The 20,296-nt window shown below is 63.8% G+C and carries 18 protein-coding genes and 2 pseudogenes; 8 read left to right on the top strand and 12 right to left on the bottom strand.

Annotated elements, in window-relative coordinates; genetic code table 11:
• The 4 genes and pseudogenes from IVB42_RS12335 to rfaD form a co-directional block, all read right to left on the bottom strand.
• A pseudogene (locus tag IVB42_RS12335) lies at positions 1–760 on the bottom strand (capsular biosynthesis protein); the annotation flags it as partial.
• A gap of 123 nt (positions 761–883) precedes the next feature.
• Positions 884–2,173, bottom strand: a complete 1,290-nt coding sequence (locus IVB42_RS12330; RefSeq protein ID WP_247470278.1) for an O-antigen ligase family protein — start codon at positions 2,171–2,173, stop codon at positions 884–886.
• Positions 2,170–3,654 (bottom strand): D-glycero-beta-D-manno-heptose-7-phosphate kinase, encoded by a 1,485-nt coding sequence (rfaE1, locus tag IVB42_RS12325; protein WP_247470276.1) that lies wholly within the window; start codon positions 3,652–3,654, stop codon positions 2,170–2,172. Before rfaE1 ends, IVB42_RS12330 begins: the two co-directional genes overlap by 4 nt.
• 11 nt (positions 3,655–3,665) lie before the next feature.
• A complete protein-coding gene (rfaD, locus tag IVB42_RS12320; protein WP_247470274.1) occupies positions 3,666–4,646 on the bottom strand; it encodes an ADP-glyceromanno-heptose 6-epimerase in 981 nt (326 codons plus the stop codon).
• Between the two features lie 171 nt (positions 4,647–4,817).
• On the opposite strand from rfaD, the gene waaF reads away from it, so the two are divergent.
• Positions 4,818–5,888: a lipopolysaccharide heptosyltransferase II gene (gene waaF / locus IVB42_RS12315; protein ID WP_247470272.1), complete on the top strand. Its 1,071-nt coding sequence runs from the start codon at positions 4,818–4,820 to the stop codon at positions 5,886–5,888.
• Positions 5,881–6,411 (top strand): HAD family hydrolase, encoded by a 531-nt coding sequence (locus IVB42_RS12310; protein ID WP_247470270.1) that lies wholly within the window; start codon positions 5,881–5,883, stop codon positions 6,409–6,411. The genes waaF and IVB42_RS12310 overlap by 8 nt, the downstream gene beginning before the upstream one ends.
• A gap of 223 nt (positions 6,412–6,634) precedes the next feature.
• On the opposite strand, the gene IVB42_RS12305 is transcribed toward IVB42_RS12310, so the two are convergent.
• The gene (locus tag IVB42_RS12305) at positions 6,635–7,672 is read right to left on the bottom strand and encodes a glycosyltransferase family 4 protein (RefSeq protein WP_247470268.1); all 1,038 of its coding nucleotides are present in this window, start codon (positions 7,670–7,672) and stop codon (positions 6,635–6,637) included.
• Between the two features lie 125 nt (positions 7,673–7,797).
• Between IVB42_RS12305 and galE the strand changes: the two genes are divergently transcribed.
• From galE to IVB42_RS12290, 3 genes are all read left to right on the top strand, one after another.
• Positions 7,798–8,811, top strand: a complete 1,014-nt coding sequence (gene galE, locus IVB42_RS12300) for a UDP-glucose 4-epimerase GalE (protein WP_007612473.1) — start codon at positions 7,798–7,800, stop codon at positions 8,809–8,811.
• 117 nt (positions 8,812–8,928) lie between these two features.
• A complete protein-coding gene (locus IVB42_RS12295; RefSeq protein WP_085348708.1) occupies positions 8,929–10,731 on the top strand; it encodes an ABC transporter ATP-binding protein in 1,803 nt (600 codons plus the stop codon).
• Positions 10,732–10,766: 35 nt separating this feature from the next.
• Positions 10,767–11,468 carry a fumarylacetoacetate hydrolase family protein gene (locus IVB42_RS12290; RefSeq protein WP_085383345.1) on the top strand — a complete coding sequence of 234 codons (702 nt, stop codon included), beginning with the start codon at positions 10,767–10,769 and terminating at the stop codon, positions 11,466–11,468.
• Between the two features lie 64 nt (positions 11,469–11,532).
• Here the strand turns inward: IVB42_RS12290 and IVB42_RS12285 are convergent, their stop codons facing one another.
• Positions 11,533–12,873, bottom strand: a complete 1,341-nt coding sequence (locus IVB42_RS12285) for an MFS transporter (protein WP_247470266.1) — start codon at positions 12,871–12,873, stop codon at positions 11,533–11,535.
• 139 nt (positions 12,874–13,012) lie between these two features.
• Positions 13,013–13,471, bottom strand: a complete 459-nt coding sequence (locus IVB42_RS12280) for a nuclear transport factor 2 family protein (protein ID WP_247470280.1) — start codon at positions 13,469–13,471, stop codon at positions 13,013–13,015.
• A 131-nt stretch (positions 13,472–13,602) separates the two neighbouring features.
• On the opposite strand from IVB42_RS12280, the gene IVB42_RS12275 reads away from it, so the two are divergent.
• Entirely contained in the window at positions 13,603–13,740 is a 138-nt protein-coding gene (locus tag IVB42_RS12275; RefSeq protein ID WP_247470264.1) for a hypothetical protein, read from the top strand.
• On the top strand, positions 13,737–14,006 hold the full coding sequence (locus IVB42_RS12270; protein ID WP_247470262.1) for a hypothetical protein: 270 nt from the start codon (positions 13,737–13,739) through the stop codon (positions 14,004–14,006). The genes IVB42_RS12275 and IVB42_RS12270 overlap by 4 nt, the downstream gene beginning before the upstream one ends.
• Here the strand turns inward: IVB42_RS12270 and IVB42_RS12265 are convergent.
• From IVB42_RS12265 to IVB42_RS12255, 3 genes and pseudogenes are all read right to left on the bottom strand, one after another.
• Positions 14,003–14,940: pseudogene (locus IVB42_RS12265) on the bottom strand (aspartyl/asparaginyl beta-hydroxylase domain-containing protein). The gene IVB42_RS12270 and the pseudogene IVB42_RS12265 sit on opposite strands and share 4 nt — an antisense overlap.
• Positions 14,941–15,074: 134 nt before the next feature.
• A complete protein-coding gene (locus tag IVB42_RS12260; RefSeq protein ID WP_007612486.1) occupies positions 15,075–15,230 on the bottom strand; it encodes a hypothetical protein in 156 nt (51 codons plus the stop codon).
• Positions 15,231–15,376: 146 nt separating this feature from the next.
• Positions 15,377–16,300, bottom strand: a complete 924-nt coding sequence (locus IVB42_RS12255) for a LysR family transcriptional regulator (protein ID WP_247470260.1) — start codon at positions 16,298–16,300, stop codon at positions 15,377–15,379.
• 214 nt (positions 16,301–16,514) lie between these two features.
• On the opposite strand from IVB42_RS12255, the gene IVB42_RS12250 reads away from it, so the two are divergent.
• Entirely contained in the window at positions 16,515–17,225 is a 711-nt protein-coding gene (locus IVB42_RS12250; RefSeq protein ID WP_247470258.1) for an SDR family NAD(P)-dependent oxidoreductase, read from the top strand.
• Between the two features lie 136 nt (positions 17,226–17,361).
• Here IVB42_RS12250 and IVB42_RS12245 read toward each other — a convergent pair whose 3' ends face one another.
• Positions 17,362–18,672, bottom strand: coding sequence for an NAD(P)/FAD-dependent oxidoreductase (locus IVB42_RS12245; RefSeq protein WP_247470257.1), 1,311 nt, complete (start codon positions 18,670–18,672; stop codon positions 17,362–17,364).
• Between the two features lie 158 nt (positions 18,673–18,830).
• Positions 18,831–20,252, bottom strand: a complete 1,422-nt coding sequence (gene ahcY, locus IVB42_RS12240; protein ID WP_007601979.1) for an adenosylhomocysteinase — start codon at positions 20,250–20,252, stop codon at positions 18,831–18,833.
• Between the last annotated feature and the right edge of the window lie 44 nt (positions 20,253–20,296).

The raw sequence follows: 20,296 nt of genomic DNA, 5'->3' as shown, positions 1-20,296 counted from the left end.
GGCTCACGATCACGCCGAGCTTGCGCGCCCGCATCAGGATCGATTCGGGATGGGCCTCCGGCTCGAATGCCGTCGGCGTCATCACGACGCGCGCGATCGGCTTGCCGCGCTTGGTGAAGTCGGCGATGACATCCTCGATGTCGTCGACGCCGCCCAGAACCGGGACGTTGCGGATGAACTGGCCGCGATCGGAACTCGACGGCGAGAGCACACCGACCGGCCAGATGCGCTTGATCGCCCCGCTCTCGATTCCGCGCAACAGCACCTCGGCGTCCGCGGCTCGGCCGATCAGCAGCGTCGGCGCGGCATCTCCGGTGCGGGCGTGACGCCGAACCCGCGTATAGCGGAAATAGCGGTAGGCCACGCGCAACGCGCTGAGGAAGGAGATCTCGAGGAACCAGTAGAGGACAATGGTCACCTTGCCGAGGAAGAAGGCGCCGCGGACGTTGGGGGCGACGAAGATGTAGTCGAGCGCCAGGAGCGCAACCGTCAGCACGGTCGCGACGCGGATGATGTTCAGCGCGTCGGGCAGTGAGATGAAGCGCCATTTCGTCGTAGTCAAGTTGAAGACGAAGAACACGACCACGCTGAAGGCGAGAAAATAGGGCAGGATCTGGATCAGCAGCGGCAGGCGGTCGAAGAAGCCGTCGCCGCCCTCGAAGCGCAGATAGAAAGCGGCAAACAGCGCCGCCGTGGTCGCCAGCAGGTCGTGGAGCGCGATCATGAAATTGCGCAAGGTGAGATGCGAAAGACGCGTCATCCGCTGACCGAAAATCCAGTTAGATGCAACCTGATCGCGCTGATAACCCATCTCGGCCGGACATGCCAGTCAAGGCTTGCCAGTCAAGGTTTGCCGGTCAAGGCTTGCCATCCGGCCGGCCATTCAGGAACCGGCTTCCGCCGTCTTCGCCTCGGCCTGCTGGGCTCGGATCACCATGCCGCCGGCAACGCCGACACCGATGACGTACATCCAGCCCTCGTGGAAGTCGAACAGATGGGAGTTGAACAGCGAGGTGAAGACGTTCTGGACCACGACCAGGAGGCCGACCCAGTTTGCGAGCCCGTCGCCGCGAAACAACAGCAGATGCAGCATCCAGATGGCGTAGAGAGCGGCGACCCCGATGATGCCCCATTGCACGGCCACGTTCAGCGTCTGGTTATGCGGGTTGCCGATCACCTCGGCGGACGCCTGATACTGAGCATCGCCCGGCGTCGCGGCACGTTCGAACAATCCGCGCGTCGAGCCCGTGCCGTGCCCCTTGACCGGCGCCTCCGCGAAGAAGCCGAGGGATTTTCGCCAGAATTCGAGCCGCAAGCCGGCCGAGGTCGGCGCGCCTTTTTCGACATAGCGCGTATAGTCGCTGGCGAAAGTGTCGGCGGTCTTGCGCAATTGCGGCGAGGCCTGCCAGGCGAGAACCGCGCCCGCGAGCAGGGCGGCGGAGATGATGGCGATGCTGCGCCATCTCAGATGAAGCAACGCAAACACACCGAACAGGACCGGAATGGTGAGGAGCGCGGTGCGCGATACCACCACGAACACCATGTTGACGAAGAAGGCGAGTGCAAGGGCCGTGAGCGGCCCGGCGATCCAATAGCGCTTCTGGCGCAGCAACTGCACGATCGGATAGGCGAGCGCGACCGCGCAAAGCGTGAACTCCTGGCTCTGGTCGATGTAGTTCTTGACGAAGATGCCGCGCTCGACGCGGTCGGATTTGAGCGCGAGGTCTGGGTAGAAGGCGACGAGCCAGGACATCACCGACAACAGCGCGCAGGACATTAGGAAGGCGACGAACACCCAATGTCCGCGCGGCGAGCGCGCAAAATGATAGAGCAGGACCGGCAGCACCAGCAGCTTGACGGTCGGATTGACCGCGTAGAAGCGCGCCCCCCAGGCCGCGTCCGACCACAGCGTCCCGACCAGCGCGAGCAGGACCAGCGCAATCGGCGCCGCACAGATCGGACGCTTGAGCGATTGCAGGAACTCACGGACGCCGAGGAACGGCACCATGCAGAGCAGCATCAGGACATTGAATATCGCCGCAAGCGACGTCGACCATGGTAGCGAGGCCGCAGTCAGGATCGCAAACAGATCGACCGTCTCGGACCAGGCCGCCGGACTGCGCAGACGCCGCCACAGCATCTGGCCGGTCGTCTCCCCGGCGAGCGTCGTCACGTGCCCTCTCCCCGTGCGCGATGAACCAGCGCCGTCGTGCTGAAGCCCTGGAGAATGTCGACCAGCACCACGGTCCCGCCCGCGGCCTCGACGACCTCATGGCCGACCACCTGCTCGCGGGTGTAATCGCCCCCTTTGATCAGCGCGCTCGGCTTGATGCGGGTGATCAGGTCGATCGGCGTATCCTCATCGAAAATAACGACGAGATCAACGGCTTCGAGCGCCGCCAGCACTTCCGCACGCGCTCGCTCGTCCTGAACGGGGCGGTCGGCGCCCTTCAGCCGCCGTACCGAGGCGTCGCTGTTCAGCCCCACGATCAGGCGGTCGCAGGCGGAGCGCGCCGCTGTCAGGACCTTGACGTGGCCGGGATGCAGGATGTCGAAGCAGCCATTGGTGAAGCCGACGCGCTGGCCTTGCTTCTTCCATTCCGCGAGCTGCGCGTCGAGCGCGCCGGGCTCGAGCACGATCTTCTCCTCGGCCGCGAGATAGGCATGCGGCAATATTTTTCGTTTCAGCTCGGCCGCACTCACGCTCGCGGTGCCCTGCTTGCCGACGGCGACGGCGGCCGCGGCACTGGCCATGCGAAGCGCCGTGTCCCAGTCTGCGCCCGTGGCGAGCGAGACCGCGAGCGCCGCGGCAACGGTGTCGCCGGCGCCGGAAACGTCGCGCACCTTGACCGGAAACGCCGGAACGTGAACGGCCTCGCCGTTGCGCGGCACCAGCGTCATGCCGTGCTCGCCTTGGGTGACCAGGATCGCTTCGCAATCGGCGAGCCGCATCACGTCCTCGCTGGCATCGACAATGCTCTGCGGCGTGTCGGCGCGGCTTCGGGTCGCTTCCGAAAATTCCTTGCGATTGGGCGTGAGCAGCGTCGCGCCGCGATAGATCGCCCAGTTTACGCTTTTGGGATCGACGATCACGGGCTTAGCGAGTTTTCGCGCGGCGTCGATGGTGTGGCGGATGACGCGGGCGGTCAGCACGCCCTTGGCGTAGTCGGACAGCAGCACGATGTCGGCGCGCGCGATCTGCGGCAGGATTGCTTCGATCAGCTTGGTCTCGATCGTATCGGAAGCAGGCTGTGCCTGCTCCCAATCCGCACGCAGCATATGCGTGGAAAAATGCTCGGAGACGAAACGCACTTTTCGCGTGGTCGGACGCGAGGGATCGCACACCAGCACGCTTTCGATTGCGCCCTGCTCCGCAAGCGTCGAGGCGAGCTGCCTGCCCGCCTCGTCCTCGCCGACGAGGCCGACGAAGATGCAGCGCGCGCCGAGCGCGGCGACGTTGCGCGCGACATTGCCGGCGCCGCCGATATGGATCTCGCTGCGCTGGGCCGCGATGACAGGTGCCGGCGCCTCCGGCGATATCCGCGACACCTCGCCATAGACGAACTCGTCCAGCATGATGTCGCCGATGCACAGCACCGTGCAGCCTGAGATGGCTTGCGCGAGGGCATCGAAATCGAGAATGGGCGTCGGCATGGTGATGGACCTCAGCGGAAGCGGTCGGGCCGGTCGAGATAATCCCCGACATAGGCCTTCACCGCGTCCTCGAGCGTCGTGAAACCGCCATTGTAGCCGGCGCGGTAGAGGCGATCGACGTCACTCTGGGTGAAGTACTGGTAGCTGCCGCGGATCTGCTCGGGCATGTCGATGTATTCGATGTTGGGGCTGGCGCCGAGCGCGGCATAAACCGCCAGCATCAGATCCCTGAAGCTACGCGCCTTGCCGGTGCCGACATTGAACAGCCCGGACACCGACGGCGTCGCCAGCAGCCACATGACAACGCTCACGACGTCGTCGACATAGATGAAATCGCGGCGCTGATCGCCGTCGGCGATGCCCTCGCGATGCGACTTGAACAATTGCACGACGCGGCCCGCTTTGACGTCGTCGAAGCGGCGCGCCAGCACGCTCATCATCGAGCCTTTGTGGTATTCGTTGGGGCCGAACACGTTGAAGAATTTCAGCCCGGCCCATTGCGGCGGCAGCTTCTCGCCGTTCGCAGCGCGCTCGGCGACCGCGAGATCGAAAAGGTGCTTGCTCCAGCCGTAGAGGTTCATCGGCCGCAATTTCTTCAGCGCAGCGACCGAGGAATCGTCGTCAAATCCTGCCTCGCCGTCGCCATAGGTCGCCGCCGAGGAGGCGTAGATCAACGGCACCGCATTCGCCGTGCACCAGTCCAGGAGGCGCATCGACAGGCGGAAATTGGTCTCGAACACCAGGTCGCCGTCGGTCGCGGTGGTCGCGGAAATCGCCCCGAGATGGATCACGGCATCGAGCTTGCGGCCCTGCAGCCAGTCCGGCAGCTCAGCTGGCGGCACGATATCCAAAAGCTGCCGCTTGGCGAGGTTGCGCCATTTGCCCTCGTTGCCAAGGAAATCGCAGACGACCACGTCGCTGCGGCCGGCCTCGTTCAGCGCGGCGACGACATTCGATCCGATAAAACCGGCCCCGCCGGTCACCAGCAACATTCCAACTTCCCTGCCAGATTCCGCCTGCCCGAAGTTTTGCGGCCCGGTTCTGCCCTAGCGCATGATCCGCCAAAGTGTAAGCGGTTTTGGGATGGCCGCTGAGCCGGCTTTACCTGCCGGCCCGGAGCGGCTAACCGAACCGCCACATCAGCGCACCGGCCTTATTAACGAATGAACCAAGATTCGCAACTTAGTGGTGAGACAGATCGGGGCGACACGCGCCCGATCCTGATCGTCCCCTACATGTGGATCGGCGATTTCGTCCGGAATCACACCGTGGTGCGGGTCCTCAATGAGCGCTGGCCGAACCGGCCGGTCGATCTGCTCACGACCTCCCTATGTGCGCCCTTGCTCGATTACATGCCCGGCGTGCGCGAAGGGATTGTGTGGGACCTACCGCGCAGCCGGCTCGCCGTGAGCCGCCAGTTCGGCCTGGCGAAGCTCCTGCGCGAGCGAAACTACGGCACCGCCCTGGTGCTGCCCCGGACCTGGAAGGCCGCCATTGCGCCCGCTTTGGCCGGCATTCCGGAAAGGGTCGGCTTCGTCGGCGAGTTCCGATTCGGCCTGCTCAATCGCTGGCGCTGGCGCGAAAACAAGCTGCCCCGCTTCATCGACAAGAACGCCGCCCTCGCCCAGCCCGATGGCGCCCCGCTGCCTCCGGAATGGCCGGTGCCGCAGTTGCGGGTTCAGGCCGAGGACATCGTCCGCTGGCGGCAGGCCAACGGCCTCAGCGCCGGCGCTGCCGTAGCGCTCGCCCCCGGCTCGGTCGGCGTCTCAAAACGCTGGACCTACTATCCCGAGGCCGCCCGCTTGCTCGTCGAGCGCGGCCTTGAGGTCTGGGTTGTCGGCGGCCCCGGGGAAAAGGGCCTGGCCCAGGAGATCGTCGCGGCCGGCGGCCCGGGGGTCCGGGACCTCACCGGCAATGATCTACGCAACGGCGTGCTGGCCATGGCTGCGGCCGGCGTCGCGATCTCCAACGATTCCGGCCTGATGCACATCGCAGCCGCCCTGGGCACGCCGACCATGGGCATCTTCGGCCCGACCAGCCCCTATCTCTGGGCCCCCCTCAACGGCCTCGCCGCGACCGTGGTCCAGGACAAGAGCGTGCTCTCCTGCCAACCCTGCCAGAGCACGATCTGCAAGATGAACGACCACCGCTGCATGCGAGATATCGCGGCGCAGGACGTGGTCGAGATCGCGAGAGACGTGCTGGCGAGGACGCAGGGACTTGGAAATGTCTGACGGCCGCGCGGCGAAGCCCGCCGCATTCCTCGATCGCGACGGCGTCATCAACCGTGACGATGGCTATATCGGCACGCAAGACCGCATCCGCTGGATGCCCAACGTTGCTAGGGCCATTCGCCGCCTCAACGAGGCCGGCTATTGGGTATTCGTCTTCACAAACCAGTCCGGCGTCGCGCGCGGCCTCTTCACCGAAGCTGAAGTGAACCGGCTGCACGGCTGGATGCGCGACGAACTCGCCCGTGACAGCGCGCGGATCGATGACATCCGCTTCTGTCCATACCATCCGCAAGGAACGGTCGCCGGCTACATCGGAGAGCATGATTGGCGCAAGCCCGCACCCGGTATGTTGCGCGATCTCGTCCAGCACTGGCCGGTGCAACTCGACGGCAGCTTCGTAATCGGAGATCAGGCCCGGGACATCGAGGCCGGCAAGGCGCTCGGACTGCCGGGCTTTCTCTTTCCAGGCGGCGACCTCGACGCGTTCGTGACCGAGGTGCTCGCCCGGACCAAACGACCGTAGACCGCGGCGATCCGGCGGGACATCGAGTCGAGAAAGAACGTCAACGGGTGCCGTGCCGGAATGTATCCCCGGGAGCCGCGCACAATCTGCAATGCCGTCTACTTGCAGGGTCTCGTCCGACGGCTCAAAACAAATTCGTAAATCCGCATTTGCATTACGCAGGCCGCCAAGCCATTGATTCCGCTGCCCGGCTAGTGCATGGGGAAATATTTTCTCCGCTCGCTCAGAGCAGTGGCCGATAGACCTCACCGATCCGGGCTGCCTCGGCATCGAGGCTGAATCGTTCGAGCACCCGTGCCCGCCCGCGCTCGCCCATCGCGATCGCGGCGGCCACGTCACGCATCAGCGGTTCGACCGCTGCAGCCAGCGCGTCCGCATCACCGGTCGGGATCAGGACGCCGGTCACGCCATCCTCGACCACGAGTTCGGCCGCGCCGGCGCGCGCGGCGACCAGCGCGCTGCCGGCCGCCATCGCCTCGATCAGCGTCAGGCCAAAACCTTCGTTGCGCGAGGTGAAGGCGTAGATGGTCAGCCGCTGATACCAGCGCTGCACGTCTTCGATCGGCAGCTCGCCGGTGATGACGATGCGCGACTGCAGGCCGGCGGCCTCGATCCGCTTCTTCAGGTCGTTTGCAAAAACAGTTTGCTCCGGTGTGACCTGGCCGACGATGATTGCGGTGAAATCCTGATAGCGCGGCAGCAAGCGGCACATCGCATCGACGAACACATCGGTGCCCTTCTGCGCGCGTACCCGGCCGAAGCAGCCGATCGCATAGCGGCCCGGCAACGCGGTTTCCGCGAAGGCAGCAATGCGGTCGAGCGGCGGCGCATAGATTTCGGTGTCGACGCCATGCGGAATCACCATCGCCTTCACCTTGAGGAACGAGCCCGAAAGATCTGATGTCGCGATGATCGCATCCATACGCCGGATCAGCCAGCGCGTGATCCAGCTATGATGGCGCTGTGCCGCCGAGGTGAAGACGAGCTTGAGCGGCCAGCCGAGCGCGCGCAACAGCACACCCGCGATCATCTCGTTGTTGCGGCGCGCGTGCCAGATCACCGGCGCCTTGCGGCGCCACAATCCCAGGAGATCGGCACCGTTCAGGCGCGCGATCCCCTCCGGCGCGTCGGAGCCGAACCACGCGGCGCGAAACAGCTTTGCCAGCCGCGGCGCCACCATCCGGTTGGTCGCGGTGACCCCGGAATAGCGCCTGTGCAGATTTGGCACGATCACTTCGAGATCGCTTGGGGAATTCGCCACGTCACGCTCCGTTTCGAAAGTTCCTATACGCAACATTAAGCATAGTGACCAGTTCAGCCGCGCCGACACCCACTCTTCACCACGTAAACGTTAGCTTGGAGCGTTGATCGAAGACGGGTGAGATCATGACTGTGCTTGTCACCGGCGGTGCCGGCTATATCGGAAGCCACACGGTTCTGGCGCTGGCGGAAGCCGGCGAGGACGTCGTCGTGATCGACGATCTCTCCACGGGTTTCTCGGCCTATCTGCCCGAAGGCGTGCCGCTGTTCATTGGTGATGCCGGCGACGAGAACCTCCTCGAAGGCGTGATCGCCCAGCACAACATCGAGAGCATCATCCATTTCGCGGGCTCGGTGGTCGTGCCGGATTCGATGCGCGATCCACTCGGCTATTACCGCAACAATTTCACGACCGCGCGCAACCTGCTCAATGTCGCGGTCAAGCGCGGCATCGACCGCTTCATCTTCTCTTCGACCGCGGCGGTCTACGGCGATCCGGACCAGGTGCCGGTACCCGAGCATGCGCCGACACGGCCGCTGTCGCCCTACGGTTCGTCGAAGCTGATGACCGAGATCATGCTGCATGACGTCGCCGCCGCCTACGGCATGCAATACGTGACCCTGCGCTATTTCAACGTTGCGGGTGCCGATCCGCAGGCCCGCATCGGCCTTGCCACCGTCGGCGCCACGCACCTGCTCAAGATCGCGGTGGAAGCCGCCACCGGCCAGCGCGCCAAGATCGACGTGTTCGGCACCGACTATCCCACCCAGGACGGCAGCTGCATCCGCGACTTCATCCATGTCACGGACCTGTCGCAGGCGCATCGCTCGGCGCTCGCTTATTTGCGCAACGGCGGCGCCTCGACGACGCTCAATTGCGGCTATGGCCGCGGCTACTCGGTGCTGGAGACCATCGACGCGGTGCGCCGTGTGTCGGGCCGCAGCTTCGCCGTGCAATACGCCCCGCGCCGGCCCGGCGACATCATGACCATGGTCGCCGACACCAGCCGGATCCGGGGCCTACTCGACTGGAAGCCGCAATACGACGACCTCGAGACCATCGCCGCCCATGCGCTGGCATGGGAGGACAAGCTGTTCCGCGAGCGTCACGGCGAGCTCCGCCACGCCGCCTCGGCCTAGATTCCATCCGGGCGCAAGTCCTTAATTGGGCTTGAAAAGCGCTGGCTTAGCGGGCACAGAGGCCGTTCGATCCCTGACGCGCGGGCAGGCTTTCCTTGCGCCGTCAATGGACTACGGATGGCCCAGTTTCCAAAGAAAATCACCGACGATCCCTATGCGGCAGCGGTCCTGATTCGTCGCCTGGTCACGGAACAGGGCATCATCTACTGGCGGCGCTATCTCGTCGCCTTCGCGCTGATGGCGCTTGCCGCCGGATCGACCGCGGGCGCGACCTACGTGCTCGGCCAGGTCATCAACCAGGCCTATGTCGACAAGAACATCCCGGGCATCGCGATGTTCTCGGGCATCACCGTGATCCTGCTCTTCATCAAGGGCGTGGCGACTTACGGCCACATGGTGATCCTGACCAAGATCTCCAACGCCATCCTCGCCACCAACCAGCGCCAGCTGTTCGCCAAGCTCATGCGCGAGAGTGTCGGATTCTTCTCCGAGCGGCATTCGTCGGAATTCCTGGCGCGGCTGACGGCCGGCGCCAAGTCCATCACCGATGTCCTCAACATGCTGGTCAATGCGGTCGGGCGCGACCTCATGATGTTGCTCGCCATGATCGGCGTGATGGTGTGGCAGGATCCGGTGATGTCGTTCATCGGCCTCGTCGCCGTGCCGCCGGCGATGCTGGTGCTGCGCAAGCTGGTCAAGCGCATCAAGGGGCTCGCCTACAACCAGTTCACCGGCACCGCCGACATCCTCGAGACGATGCAGGAATCTCTGCAGGGCATCCGCACGGTGAAAGCATTCACGCTCGAAGACACCATGCAGACCCGCATCGACGAGAACATCGCGATCGTCGAGCGCAACGCCAACAAGATGGCCCGCGTCGCCAACCGCTCCAATCCGCTGATGGAGATGCTCGGCGGCTTCGCAGTCGCCGGCTGTTTGCTTTACGGCGGCTATAGCGTAGTCGCCCTCAACGCCACGCCCGGCGCGTTCTTTTCCTTCATGACCGCGTTCCTGATGGCGACCGAGCCGGCCAAGCGGCTGGCGCGGCTCAACATCGACCTCAACAGCCAGCTCGTCGGCGCCCGCATGCTGCTGGAAGTCGTCGACAGCCCCGCGAGCGAGCATTCCGACGACGACAAGCCGGCGCTGAAACTGTCGACTGCGCGCATCGAGCTGCGCGACGTCAGCTTTTCCTATCGCAACGGTGAGACCGTCCTCAACCGCATGAGCTTTGTTGCCGAGCCCGGCAAGGTCACAGCGCTGGTCGGCCCCTCCGGCGGCGGCAAATCGACCGTGCTGGGGTTGCTGCTGCGCTTCTACGAGGTGACGCAAGGCGACATCGTGATCGACGGCCAGTCGATCGGCGCGGTCTCGCGAAAATCGCTGCGGGCCCAGACCGCCTATGTCGGTCAGGACGTCTATCTGTTCCGCGACACCATCCGCAGCAACATCGCGTTCGGCCGCGCGGGCGCCACCGAAGACCAGATCATCGATGCCGCCAAGGCGGCCTGCGCGCATGATTTCATCATGGGCTTCCCGCTCGGCTACGACACGCCCGTCGGCGAGCACGGGACGCAGCTGTCCGGCGGCCAGCGCCAGCGGATCGCGGTTGCGCGCGCGCTGATCAAGAACGCGCCGATCATCCTGCTTGACGAAGCCACCGCCGCGCTCGATTCCGAGTCCGAGCGGCAGGTGCAGGAGGCGATCGAGCATCTCTGCCAGAACCGCACCACCATCGTGATCGCGCACCGCCTGCACACCATCATGCACGCCGATGCGATCCTGGTGGTCGAGGGCGGCGAGATCGTCGAGCAGGGCCGGCATGACGAGCTGCTCCGCCGCGGCGGCCGCTACGCCTCGTTCTTCCGCCTGCAACATCACGACGCCGGTGCTCTGGCGCCGATCAGCGCAACCGCATAGAGTTCCCTTCACCTCAAGAGCAGCGAGATCGCACCATGAACGCCGCCTCCTACGTCATCCCGCTTCCGACCCAGGCTTCGCTTCCCGTCGTCGGGGAAAGCGGCCGTTATCCCGTGCGCCGCATCTGGTGCGTCGGCCGCAACTATCTCGAGCACATCCGCGAGATGGGCAATGACGAGCGCGCCCCGCCGTTCTTCTTCGCCAAGCACGCCGACATGCTGGTGCCCGACGGCGCCACCATTCCCTATCCGCCGCTGACCAAGGATCTCCATCACGAGGTCGAGCTGATCGTCGCGATGAAGAGCGGCGGCCTCAACATTCCTGCCGACAAGGCGCTCGACCATGTCTACGGCTATGCCGTCGGCATCGACCTGACCCGCCGCGACCTCCAGATCGCCTCGCGCAAGAAGGAGCGTCCGTGGGAGGTCGGCAAGTCGTTCGACTATTCGGCGCCTTGCTCCGCGGTGCAGCCGGCATCGAAGATCGGCCACCCCGCCAAGGGTAAGATCTGGCTCACGGTCAACGGCAAGGAAGCGCAGAAGGGCGACCTCACCGAGCTGATCTGGAACGTGCCTGAGATCATCTGGCAGCTCTCGCAGCAGGTGAAGCTCGCCGCCGGCGACATCATCATGACGGGTACGCCGGCCGGCGTGTCGCAGCTCCAGCCCGGCGACAAGCTCGAATGTGGCGTCGACGGCGTCGGCACGCTGAAGGTGAGCATCGGTCAGCCGGAATAAGGCTGAGCTCGAGATCACGGGACAGCAAAGCCCCGGGCATCGCGTCCGGGGCTTTTTTGCGGATTCAAGTTCGTCGCTCGTACGCCCCCGCGGCGTTGATGTCCTTTCCCGTGTAATCGGTCATCATCGCGGTCGCCACCAGCGTCACGACCGCGCAAATCGCGATGTAGATCGCGATCGCGGTCGCCGAGTGGAACGTGCCGTACAGCCAGGTAGCGATCAGCGGTGCGGGGCCGCCGGCGATCACGGATGCGAGCTGATAGCCTAGCGAGGAGCCGCTGTAGCGCAGGCGTCCGGTGAAGCTCTCGGCGATCAAGGCGGCTTGCGGTCCATACTGCATGTCGTGCGGAATCAGCGACAGGATGATCGCGAGGAAGATGATGGTCAGCGACCCCGTATTGAGCATGGCGAAATAGACGAAGCCGAAGATGCCCGTCACGGCAGCGCCGAGCATGTACATGTTCTTGCGGCCGATCTGATCGGAGATATGTCCGCACAGCGGAATCGACACGAACGACAGCACCGAGGCCGAGAGCACCGCGGTCAGCAGGAAGTCGCGTGATACGTGCAGGGTGCCGATGCCATAGGAGAACACGAAGGCCGTGAAGATGTAGAACGGCGCCTGCTCCGACATGCGCGCAAACGCAGACAGTAGAATCTCCTTCGGGTATTCCCGGATCACCGTGAGCATCGGCGTGCGATCGACCTGGCGTTCGGCCACGAGCTTGGCGAACACCGGGGTTTCGAGAATGCCGAGCCTGATATAGAGGCCCACGCCGACCAGGATGATGCTGAGCGCGAAGGGAATACGCCAGCCCCATGCCAGGAACTGATCACCCGCCATCTGGCTGAACACCAGCACGGCAAGATTGGCCAGGAAAAGCCCGCAGGGCACACCGAACTGCGGCCATGATGCGATCAATCCACGGGATCGGTCGTCGCGCGCCCATTCCATCGACATCAGTACCGAGCCGCCCCACTCACCGCCGACGCCGACGCCCTGAATGAACCGCAGCACGGTCAGGATCACGGCGCCCCAGATACCGATGCTCGCATAGGTTGGCACCACGGCCACCGCAGCGGTCGCCAGTCCCATCAAGAGCAAGGTCGCGATCAGCGTGGATTTACGTCCGATGCGGTCGCCATAATGGCCAAAGATTGCCGCGCCCACCGGGCGCGCGGCGAATCCGACCGCGTAGATCGCAAACGCCTCCAGCGTGCCGACCCAGGGATCGGAGTGAGGAAAGAAGAGCTTTGCGAAAACTAGCCCCGTGACGGTGCTGTAAAGAAAGAAGTCATACCACTCGATCGCGGTCCCGATTGTGGAGGCGATCACGGCGCGGCGAAGCTGGCGCTGATGCTCGGGGGCGGTAAGTCGCGTGGCGTCGAGATGAAGGGTTGCCATGGGAGCGCATCCTCAGATAGGCCCCGCTTGCGTGTTTTCACCTGTTCTTGTTGCCGAAAAAACGACGGTGGGTTCCAAAGGTTCCAACCGACCTGGAATGAGAGGGTAAAACTTTAGTCGACCGATAAGCCCGGCGGCACTACCAAGCCTTCACCGGCCGATCGGCGTGGCTTGCCTGTGGCACACCGCGATTGTGCGACATGTGGGAATGCACGCACAGCAAGCCATCGCCATGTCTTGAAAACACCATCGTGGCCCGGCCGGGGCGCGGAAACGCGCTGCCGTCGGGATGATAGCCCGTGCTCGTCCACGGCACGACCACGGTCGCTATCGTGCCATCGGACGATGCCAGGACCGAGGCCTGGTCGATGATGAAACGGAAGTCGGACGTCTTCGGCCACACGTTGTCCCATTGCGTGGTGATCCATTGGTCGAGGCCGGGAATGACGTCATTGTGCGTGCCGAAGGCCAGCACTTCCGGATGGAAAAGCGGCCGCGCCGAAGCATAGTCGACCTCGCGGACATAGCCTGCGAAGGTTTCCAGCCACGCGCGGAAGAACTGCGTGATCTCGGTATTCGCGGTCGGCAAGGAGACCATCGTCTGCTCCATGTTCGGCAACTCAATCGCGGCAATCTTTGTTGCCATGAGGCGAACCGTCCAGCAAGATATGTGGAGAGCACCGGTGGAGATCGATCGACCAGCCGGGCTGATTTCATGGAGCCAGACTCATGAGACGCCTTCTCCTGCTTGCGGCCACGCTTATCGTCTCGTGCAACGTTGCCAGCGCGCAGTCCGTTCAGCCCTATGCCGGTCTTGAGCATCGCCCCGTCAAGGCGCTGTCGCAGCAGCAGATCGACGAGCCATGAAGCAAGAGGCGGTTCCGCTGGGTAACACGCTGGTCGAGCAGGAAACGGAGTTGGACCGCCTCTTCTCCGCCCGCGTCGTGACATCGGAGTCACTCAAGACAGCCCTCGTTGCCATTTCGGAAACCCAGGCACTGCTCCGCGAAAGCCACCTCAAATATCATCTGTCGACAACCGCCCTGCTCGATCAGAGCCAAATGCAGCGATACGCGGAGCTGCGCGGTTACCAACGCCCTGATGGCTCCGAAGAACACAAGCACCGTCACTAAACGCGATCACCGCATGCCGACAGCACGATGAGACCGAGGATCACCGCCGTCAGCGAATATTTGAGCGTGTAGTAGACGTTGCGATTCCATTCCTTGACCTTGCGGCTCGCAAGATGGATCTCGTAGAGCTTGCCGAACACCTTGTTGAGCAGGCCGACGCTCTCGCTGTCGACGTTCTGGGTTGCAGAGGCCTTGACGATGTGGTGGCTGACCCAACGGTTGATCGCGGTCATGAAGCCGTATTTCATCGGACGCTCGACGTCGCAGAACAGGATGATGGGGTTGACGTCGGTGGCATTCTCGGCGCTGTGGATGAAGGTCTCGCCGAACATAAAGGCCTCACCGTCGCGCCAGACGCATTCGACGCCGTCGACCAGGATGCGGCACTTGTTCGAGTTCGGCGTGACAAGACCGAGGTGGTAGCGCAGCGAACCGGCGAAGGGATCGCGGTGGGCGCCGAGCTTGCCGCCCGTCGGCAGCATCGCAAAACATCGCACCATGCACGCTCGGAATGGAGTTGAGCAGCTCCACCGTCTTCGGGCACAGCGTGCGCGCCGAAGGCAGGAAGTCATCGTACCATTTCAGGTAAAAGCGTTTCCAGCCGCTCTTGAAGAACGAATAGAAGCCCCACCGTTGTTGTCGCCGCCGCGCGAATGAAGCCTACGTCGAACAGGCGAACGGCCTCGTCGCGAATGGTCTCCCAATTTTCGCTGAGGGCTTTCAGCTCCGGAAACTGCTCCACCGGGATCACCGGCTTGTTCGGCACCGCCGAGGCCGCGTACATCAACACATTGTAAGGCGCGAGATAGGTGGAGTGGTCCCCGAGCTGGCGCACTAAGCGCAGCCGCTGCTTGCCGCGGAAATGAACGTAGATCGTCGATGCCGCCAGCACATAGAGAATGACGAGTTGCGGCGCAAAAAACTGTTTTAACATCTCCCCCGTTCCCCGGTGATTCAACCGGGGACGTGATCTATCCCGACGCGGCCCGAGCGGCAAGATATTCGCCGGTGGGTTGCAATTACGCTCCGGAGATCAGGGCTGGGAACTTGAGGTCGAAACGAGCCGAATCAGGCCCGTGACAGCGCTTGGAGGCCCTTGAAGGTCAGGCGCTTGGGGTCGGTGACGCCGGCGAGATACAGGCGGCGGATGAACGCGATGACGGCGTCGCGGTCGCAATCGGTCAACGCGACGACGGCGTCGACCGCGATTCTCTGGGCTTCCATTGGGCTCACCTCGGCCTTGCAAGTAACCCCGGCCGAGACAGGCTAGGACTCCGCGGTTAATCCGACGTTAACCGTTCGGGCAGCATGGCCGATTCAGCCGAGCGGCCGTATACGCAAAACAACGCATTGCCCGTGCGTGCAGCGGCTCACCGTGCAGTGATGCCGTTCTTGAGCTGAGCAAACTGCTTCTTCAGCCGCGGCACGGCAAAATCCGTGAAGGTCCGCACCTTCGGGACCGAGAGCCGGCCCTGCGGACAGATCAAATGCGCGGGCATCTCGGGATCCTCGTCGCCGGCCAGGACGATCTCGAGTTCGCCGCGCGCGACCTGCTCACCTACCTGGTACGAATACATTCGCGCCACACCGCGGCCGGCGACGGCCGAGGCCACCGCCGCATAGGTGCTGTTGACGACGAGCCGCGGCGTGAACTGCACCGTGCGGGCGGCCGACGAGCCGGCCTGCGGTGCAAAGGTCCAGGAATTGGGAAGGTGCGCCATCGCGACGATCTGGTGCTTGGCGAGGTCGCCGGGCTCGGTAATGCGCGGATGCTGCTTCAGATAGCGCGGTGATGCTACCACGACGCGGCTGATCTCACCGACCCGCATCGCGACCATTGCCGAATCCGCGAGATGACCGATGCGAAGCGCGACGTCGACCCCCTCCTCGATCAGATTGACGGCGCGATCGAACAGCAGGAGTTTTGCCGAGACGGTCGGATAGGCATCGAGAAACGCATCGAGGATCGGCCGCAGCACCATCTCACCCGACACCACGGGCGCAGTGATCGTGAGCAAGCCGCGAGGGGCCGTGCGCGGCCCGGCCGCGATGTCGTCGGCCTCCTCCAACTCGGTGAGCACGCGGCGACAGACCGCGACATAGCGCTCGCCCTCCTCGCTCAGCTTGATGGAGCGTGTGGTCCTGTGCAGCAGCTCGGCACCAACCCGCTGCTCCAGGAAAGCAATAGCGCGGCTCACCGCCGCTGGCGAACGGCCGAGCTTGCGGCCGGCGGCGGCGAGGCTGCCCTCGTCCACCGCAAGGACAAACACCTTCATCGCATCCAGACGATCCATAGGTTTCCCGCCAGCCCATCGAGCTCCGACTGCAAGCTAGGCGTTCGCTCCCGCTGCGACAACCACCGCCGGGAGCCGGTCCGGCATTCGTTCGCGCCGCGAAAGAGTGTCTGCCGGACAGCGCGTATTCGCAGCCGGCCCGCTGCGGCGTACCTCGTCGACCAAGCCAGCCGCTGCTGGCGCAGGTTCTGAAAGCCAACAACAGGAGCCCGTCATGGGTATCGAACAGAAGGTTGCCATCATCACCGGTGCTTCGCAGGGTATTGGCGCCGCCCTGGTCCGGGGTTTTCGCGATCGCAACTATCGCGTCGTCGCGACGGCGCGCTCCATCAAGCCGGCGGGCGACGAAGACGTCCTCGCCATTGCCGGCGACATCGCCGACCGGAGCACCGCCGAACGCGTGGTCTCGGAAGCCGTCGCCCGCTTCGGTCGCGTCGACACGCTGGTCAACAACGCCGGCATTTTCGTCGCAAAGCCGTTCACGCAGTACACGGCGGAGGACTATGTGGGGGTGATGGGCACCAACGTCGCAGGCTTCTTTCACGTCACGCAGCTTGCCATCGCCGAGATGGAGAAGCAGGGGTCGGGCCATGTCGTCCAGATCACGACGACGCTGGTCGACCAGGCCAATTCGAACGTGCCCTCGGTGCTGGCCTCGCTGAGCAAGGGCGGGTTGAACGCCGCGACCAAGTCGCTCGCGATCGAGTATGCCAAGCGCGGTATCCGCGTGAACGCGGTCTCGGCCGGCATCATCAAGTCGTCGATGCACCCAGTCGCGACGCACGCCCAACTCGATGCGCTGCATCCTGTCGGCCATATGGGCGAGATGTCCGACATCGTCGATGCCGTGCTCTATCTCGAGGGCGCCTCCTTCGTCACCGGCGAAATCCTGCATGTCGACGGCGGCCAGAGCGCCGGCCACTGAACGCTAGCGCCTTCGCGCGCACGAGGACGACATGACAGACGCAGATGCCAAGCAGCAAGTTTATCCCCGACCACATCAGCGGTCGGGTTCGACATCACATATTTCTTCACAGCAAACCCGGCCATATGCGTCGCGATCAGGAATATTGCATCACGCCGTCATCGATCCGGCCGAACCGCAAGGAGACGATGTCGAGCGCGTAGTTCTGGTAGAGCCGCCACGGCTGCTTCGAACCTTGCTTCGGCATCTTTGCGACCGAGCGCTGCACATAACCCGAGGTGAAATCGAGCGACGGCTGCGCCGTGATCGTGGGATCGTCATTATGTGGCATGTACTGCCGGAAATTGTGCCGGTCCATGTAGTTGATGAGCCGACAGACATATTCGCAGGTGAGGTCGCATTTCAGCGTCCATGATGCGTTGGTGTAGCCGAACGCAGAAGCCATGTTGGGCACGTCGGCATACATCATGCCCTTGTAGGTCAGCGTGTTGGCGAAATCGACGGCGCGGCCGTCGACACTGATGTCAAGACCGCCGCCATCCGGCACGAGGCAGAGCCGCTGGTCCCACGGATTGTAGCGCGGCGTGAAATGGGTCGCGACGTCGTAGTCGGGGCCGAGCGCCATCTGCACGCCCTTGAGAACCAGCTCCTTCACCTTCGCAGGGCGGCGCCGACTGAGCTGGAAGAAGAACATCCCCCACATCACGTTGCGCCAGCGGATCAGGTGATAGGCAAGCCGCGTCGGCAGATTGCGCCGCAATTTGTTGGCGACGGGATCCTGCGCCGGGCGCGACACCACATAGGTCGGCGAGCGCTGCAGCATGGTGACCTGCACGGCCGTCTTGGCGAGCTCCGGCACCAGCGTCACCGCGGTCGCGCCCGAGCCGATCACGACGACGCGCTTGCCGGCACAGTCGATGTCGTCAGTCCATTTCTGCGGATGCACGATGCGGCCGGCGAAATCCGCGACGCCCGGAAACTCCGGCATATATCCGGCCTCGTATTTGTAATAGCCCGAGCACATGAACAGGAAATTGCAGGTGAGGCGCACGGTTTCTGCCCCGCCCTCGCCGGTGATGCGCTCGGCCTCGACGGTCCAGCGCGCCTCACTCGTCGACCACGCGGCACGCTTGACGTGATGGCGGAAGCGGATGTGCTTCTCGATGCCGTTCTCGGCCGCGGTTTCGCGAACGTAGTTGAGGATTTGCGCGCCGTCGGCGATCGCCTTCGGATCGGTCCAGGGCTTGAAGGAATAGCCGAGCGTGAACATGTCGCTGTCGGAGCGGACGCCGGGATAGCGAAATAGGTCCCAGGTCCCGCCGATGCAGTCGCGGCCCTCGAGGATGACGTAGCTCTTGCCCGGGCATTTGGTCTGCAAGTGGAAGCCCGCGCCGATACCGGACAGGCCGGCGCCGACGATCAGCACGTCGAAATGGTCTTGAGCCATTGTTTCCTCCGCCGCCAGGATTGTCAGACCGGGATCATCGCTCGTCAACTGGCAATCGGCCCTGATACAACCGCGAAGAGACGCGTGCGTCACGCTCAAGACAACAAAGCCCCGGATCGCTCCGGGGCTTTGCGTCGAAAATAGATACGATCAGCGGATCAGTAGCGATAATGGTCCGACTTGTACGGACCTTCCTGCTTGACGCCGATGTAGTCGGCCTGGTCCTTGCGCAGCTCGGTGAGCTTGACGCCGATCTTGGCGAGGTGCAGGCGCGCGACCTTTTCGTCGAGTGATTTCGGCAGCACGTAGACTTCCTTCTTGTACTTGCCGTCCTTGTTGTTGGCGAAAAGCTCGATCTGCGCCAGCGTTTGGTTGGTGAAGGAAGCCGACATCACGAAGGACGGATGGCCCATCGCATTGCCGAGGTTCACGAGGCGGCCTTCCGACAGCATGATGATACGGTGCTTGTCGGGGAATTCGATCTCGTCGACCTGCGGCTTGATGTTGGTCCATTTCAGGTTACGCAGACCCGCGATCTGGATCTCGTTGTCGAAGTGACCGATGTTGCAGACGATGGCGCGATCCTTCATCGCGCGCATGTGCTCGATCGTGATGATGTCCTTGTTGCCGGTCGCGGTGACGAAGATGTCGGCGCGGGGCGCGGCGTCTTCCATGGTCACGACTTCATAGCCTTCCATCGCCGCCTGCAGCGCGCAGATCGGATCGACTTCGGAGACCATGACGCGACAGCCGGCCTGGCGCAGCGAGGCGGCCGAACCCTTGCCGACGTCGCCGAAGCCCGCGACCATCGCGACCTTGCCGGACATCATCACGTCGGTGCCGCGACGGATGCCGTCGACCAGCGATTCACGGCAGCCATAGAGGTTGTCGAACTTCGACTTGGTGACGCTGTCGTTGACGTTGATGGCCGGCCATAGCAGCGTGCCGGCCTTCTGCATGTCATAGAGACGATGCACGCCCGTGGTGGTCTCTTCGGAAACGCCCTTGATGCTCTTGGCGATCTCGGCGAAGTAGCCCTTCGGCTTCTCCTTGAGCTGCTTCTTCAGAAGCGCGAAGAAGACTTCCTCTTCTTCCGAACCCGGCTTGTCCAGGAACTTGGTGTCGCCGTTCTCGGCGCGCAGGCCGAGATGGACGTACATGGTGGCGTCGCCGCCGTCGTCGAGGATCATGTTCGGGTGACCGCCGCCGTGCCAGTCGAACAGCTTGGCGGTGTAGTCCCAGTACTCGGTAAGGCTCTCACCCTTGACGGCGAATACCGGAATGCCGGCGGCTGCGATCGCCGCCGCGGCGTGGTCCTGCGTCGAATAGATGTTGCAGGAGACCCAGCGGATGTCGGCGCCGAGCGCGGCCAGCGTCTCGATCAGCACGCCCGTCTGGATCGTCATGTGCAGCGAGCCGGCGATGCGCGCGCCCTTCAGCGGCTGCTTCGGGCCGTACTCCTCGCGGGTGGCCATCAGGCCGGGCATCTCGGTCTCGGCGAGCGAGAGCTCCTTGCGGCCGAAATCGGCGAGCGAAATGTCCTTGACGATGTAATCGGTGAAGCCGGGCTTCGCGTTCATTGCGGGCGTCCTGTTGTTGAATTGGTCATTCCGGGTCGCCCTGG

Source organism: Bradyrhizobium sp. 45 (assembly GCF_023073155.1).
Classification (GTDB): domain Bacteria; phylum Pseudomonadota; class Alphaproteobacteria; order Rhizobiales; family Xanthobacteraceae; genus Bradyrhizobium; species Bradyrhizobium canariense_D.
The sequence above is the reverse complement of the archived record's forward strand: the minus strand, read 5'-3'. Positions and strand labels throughout refer to the sequence as shown.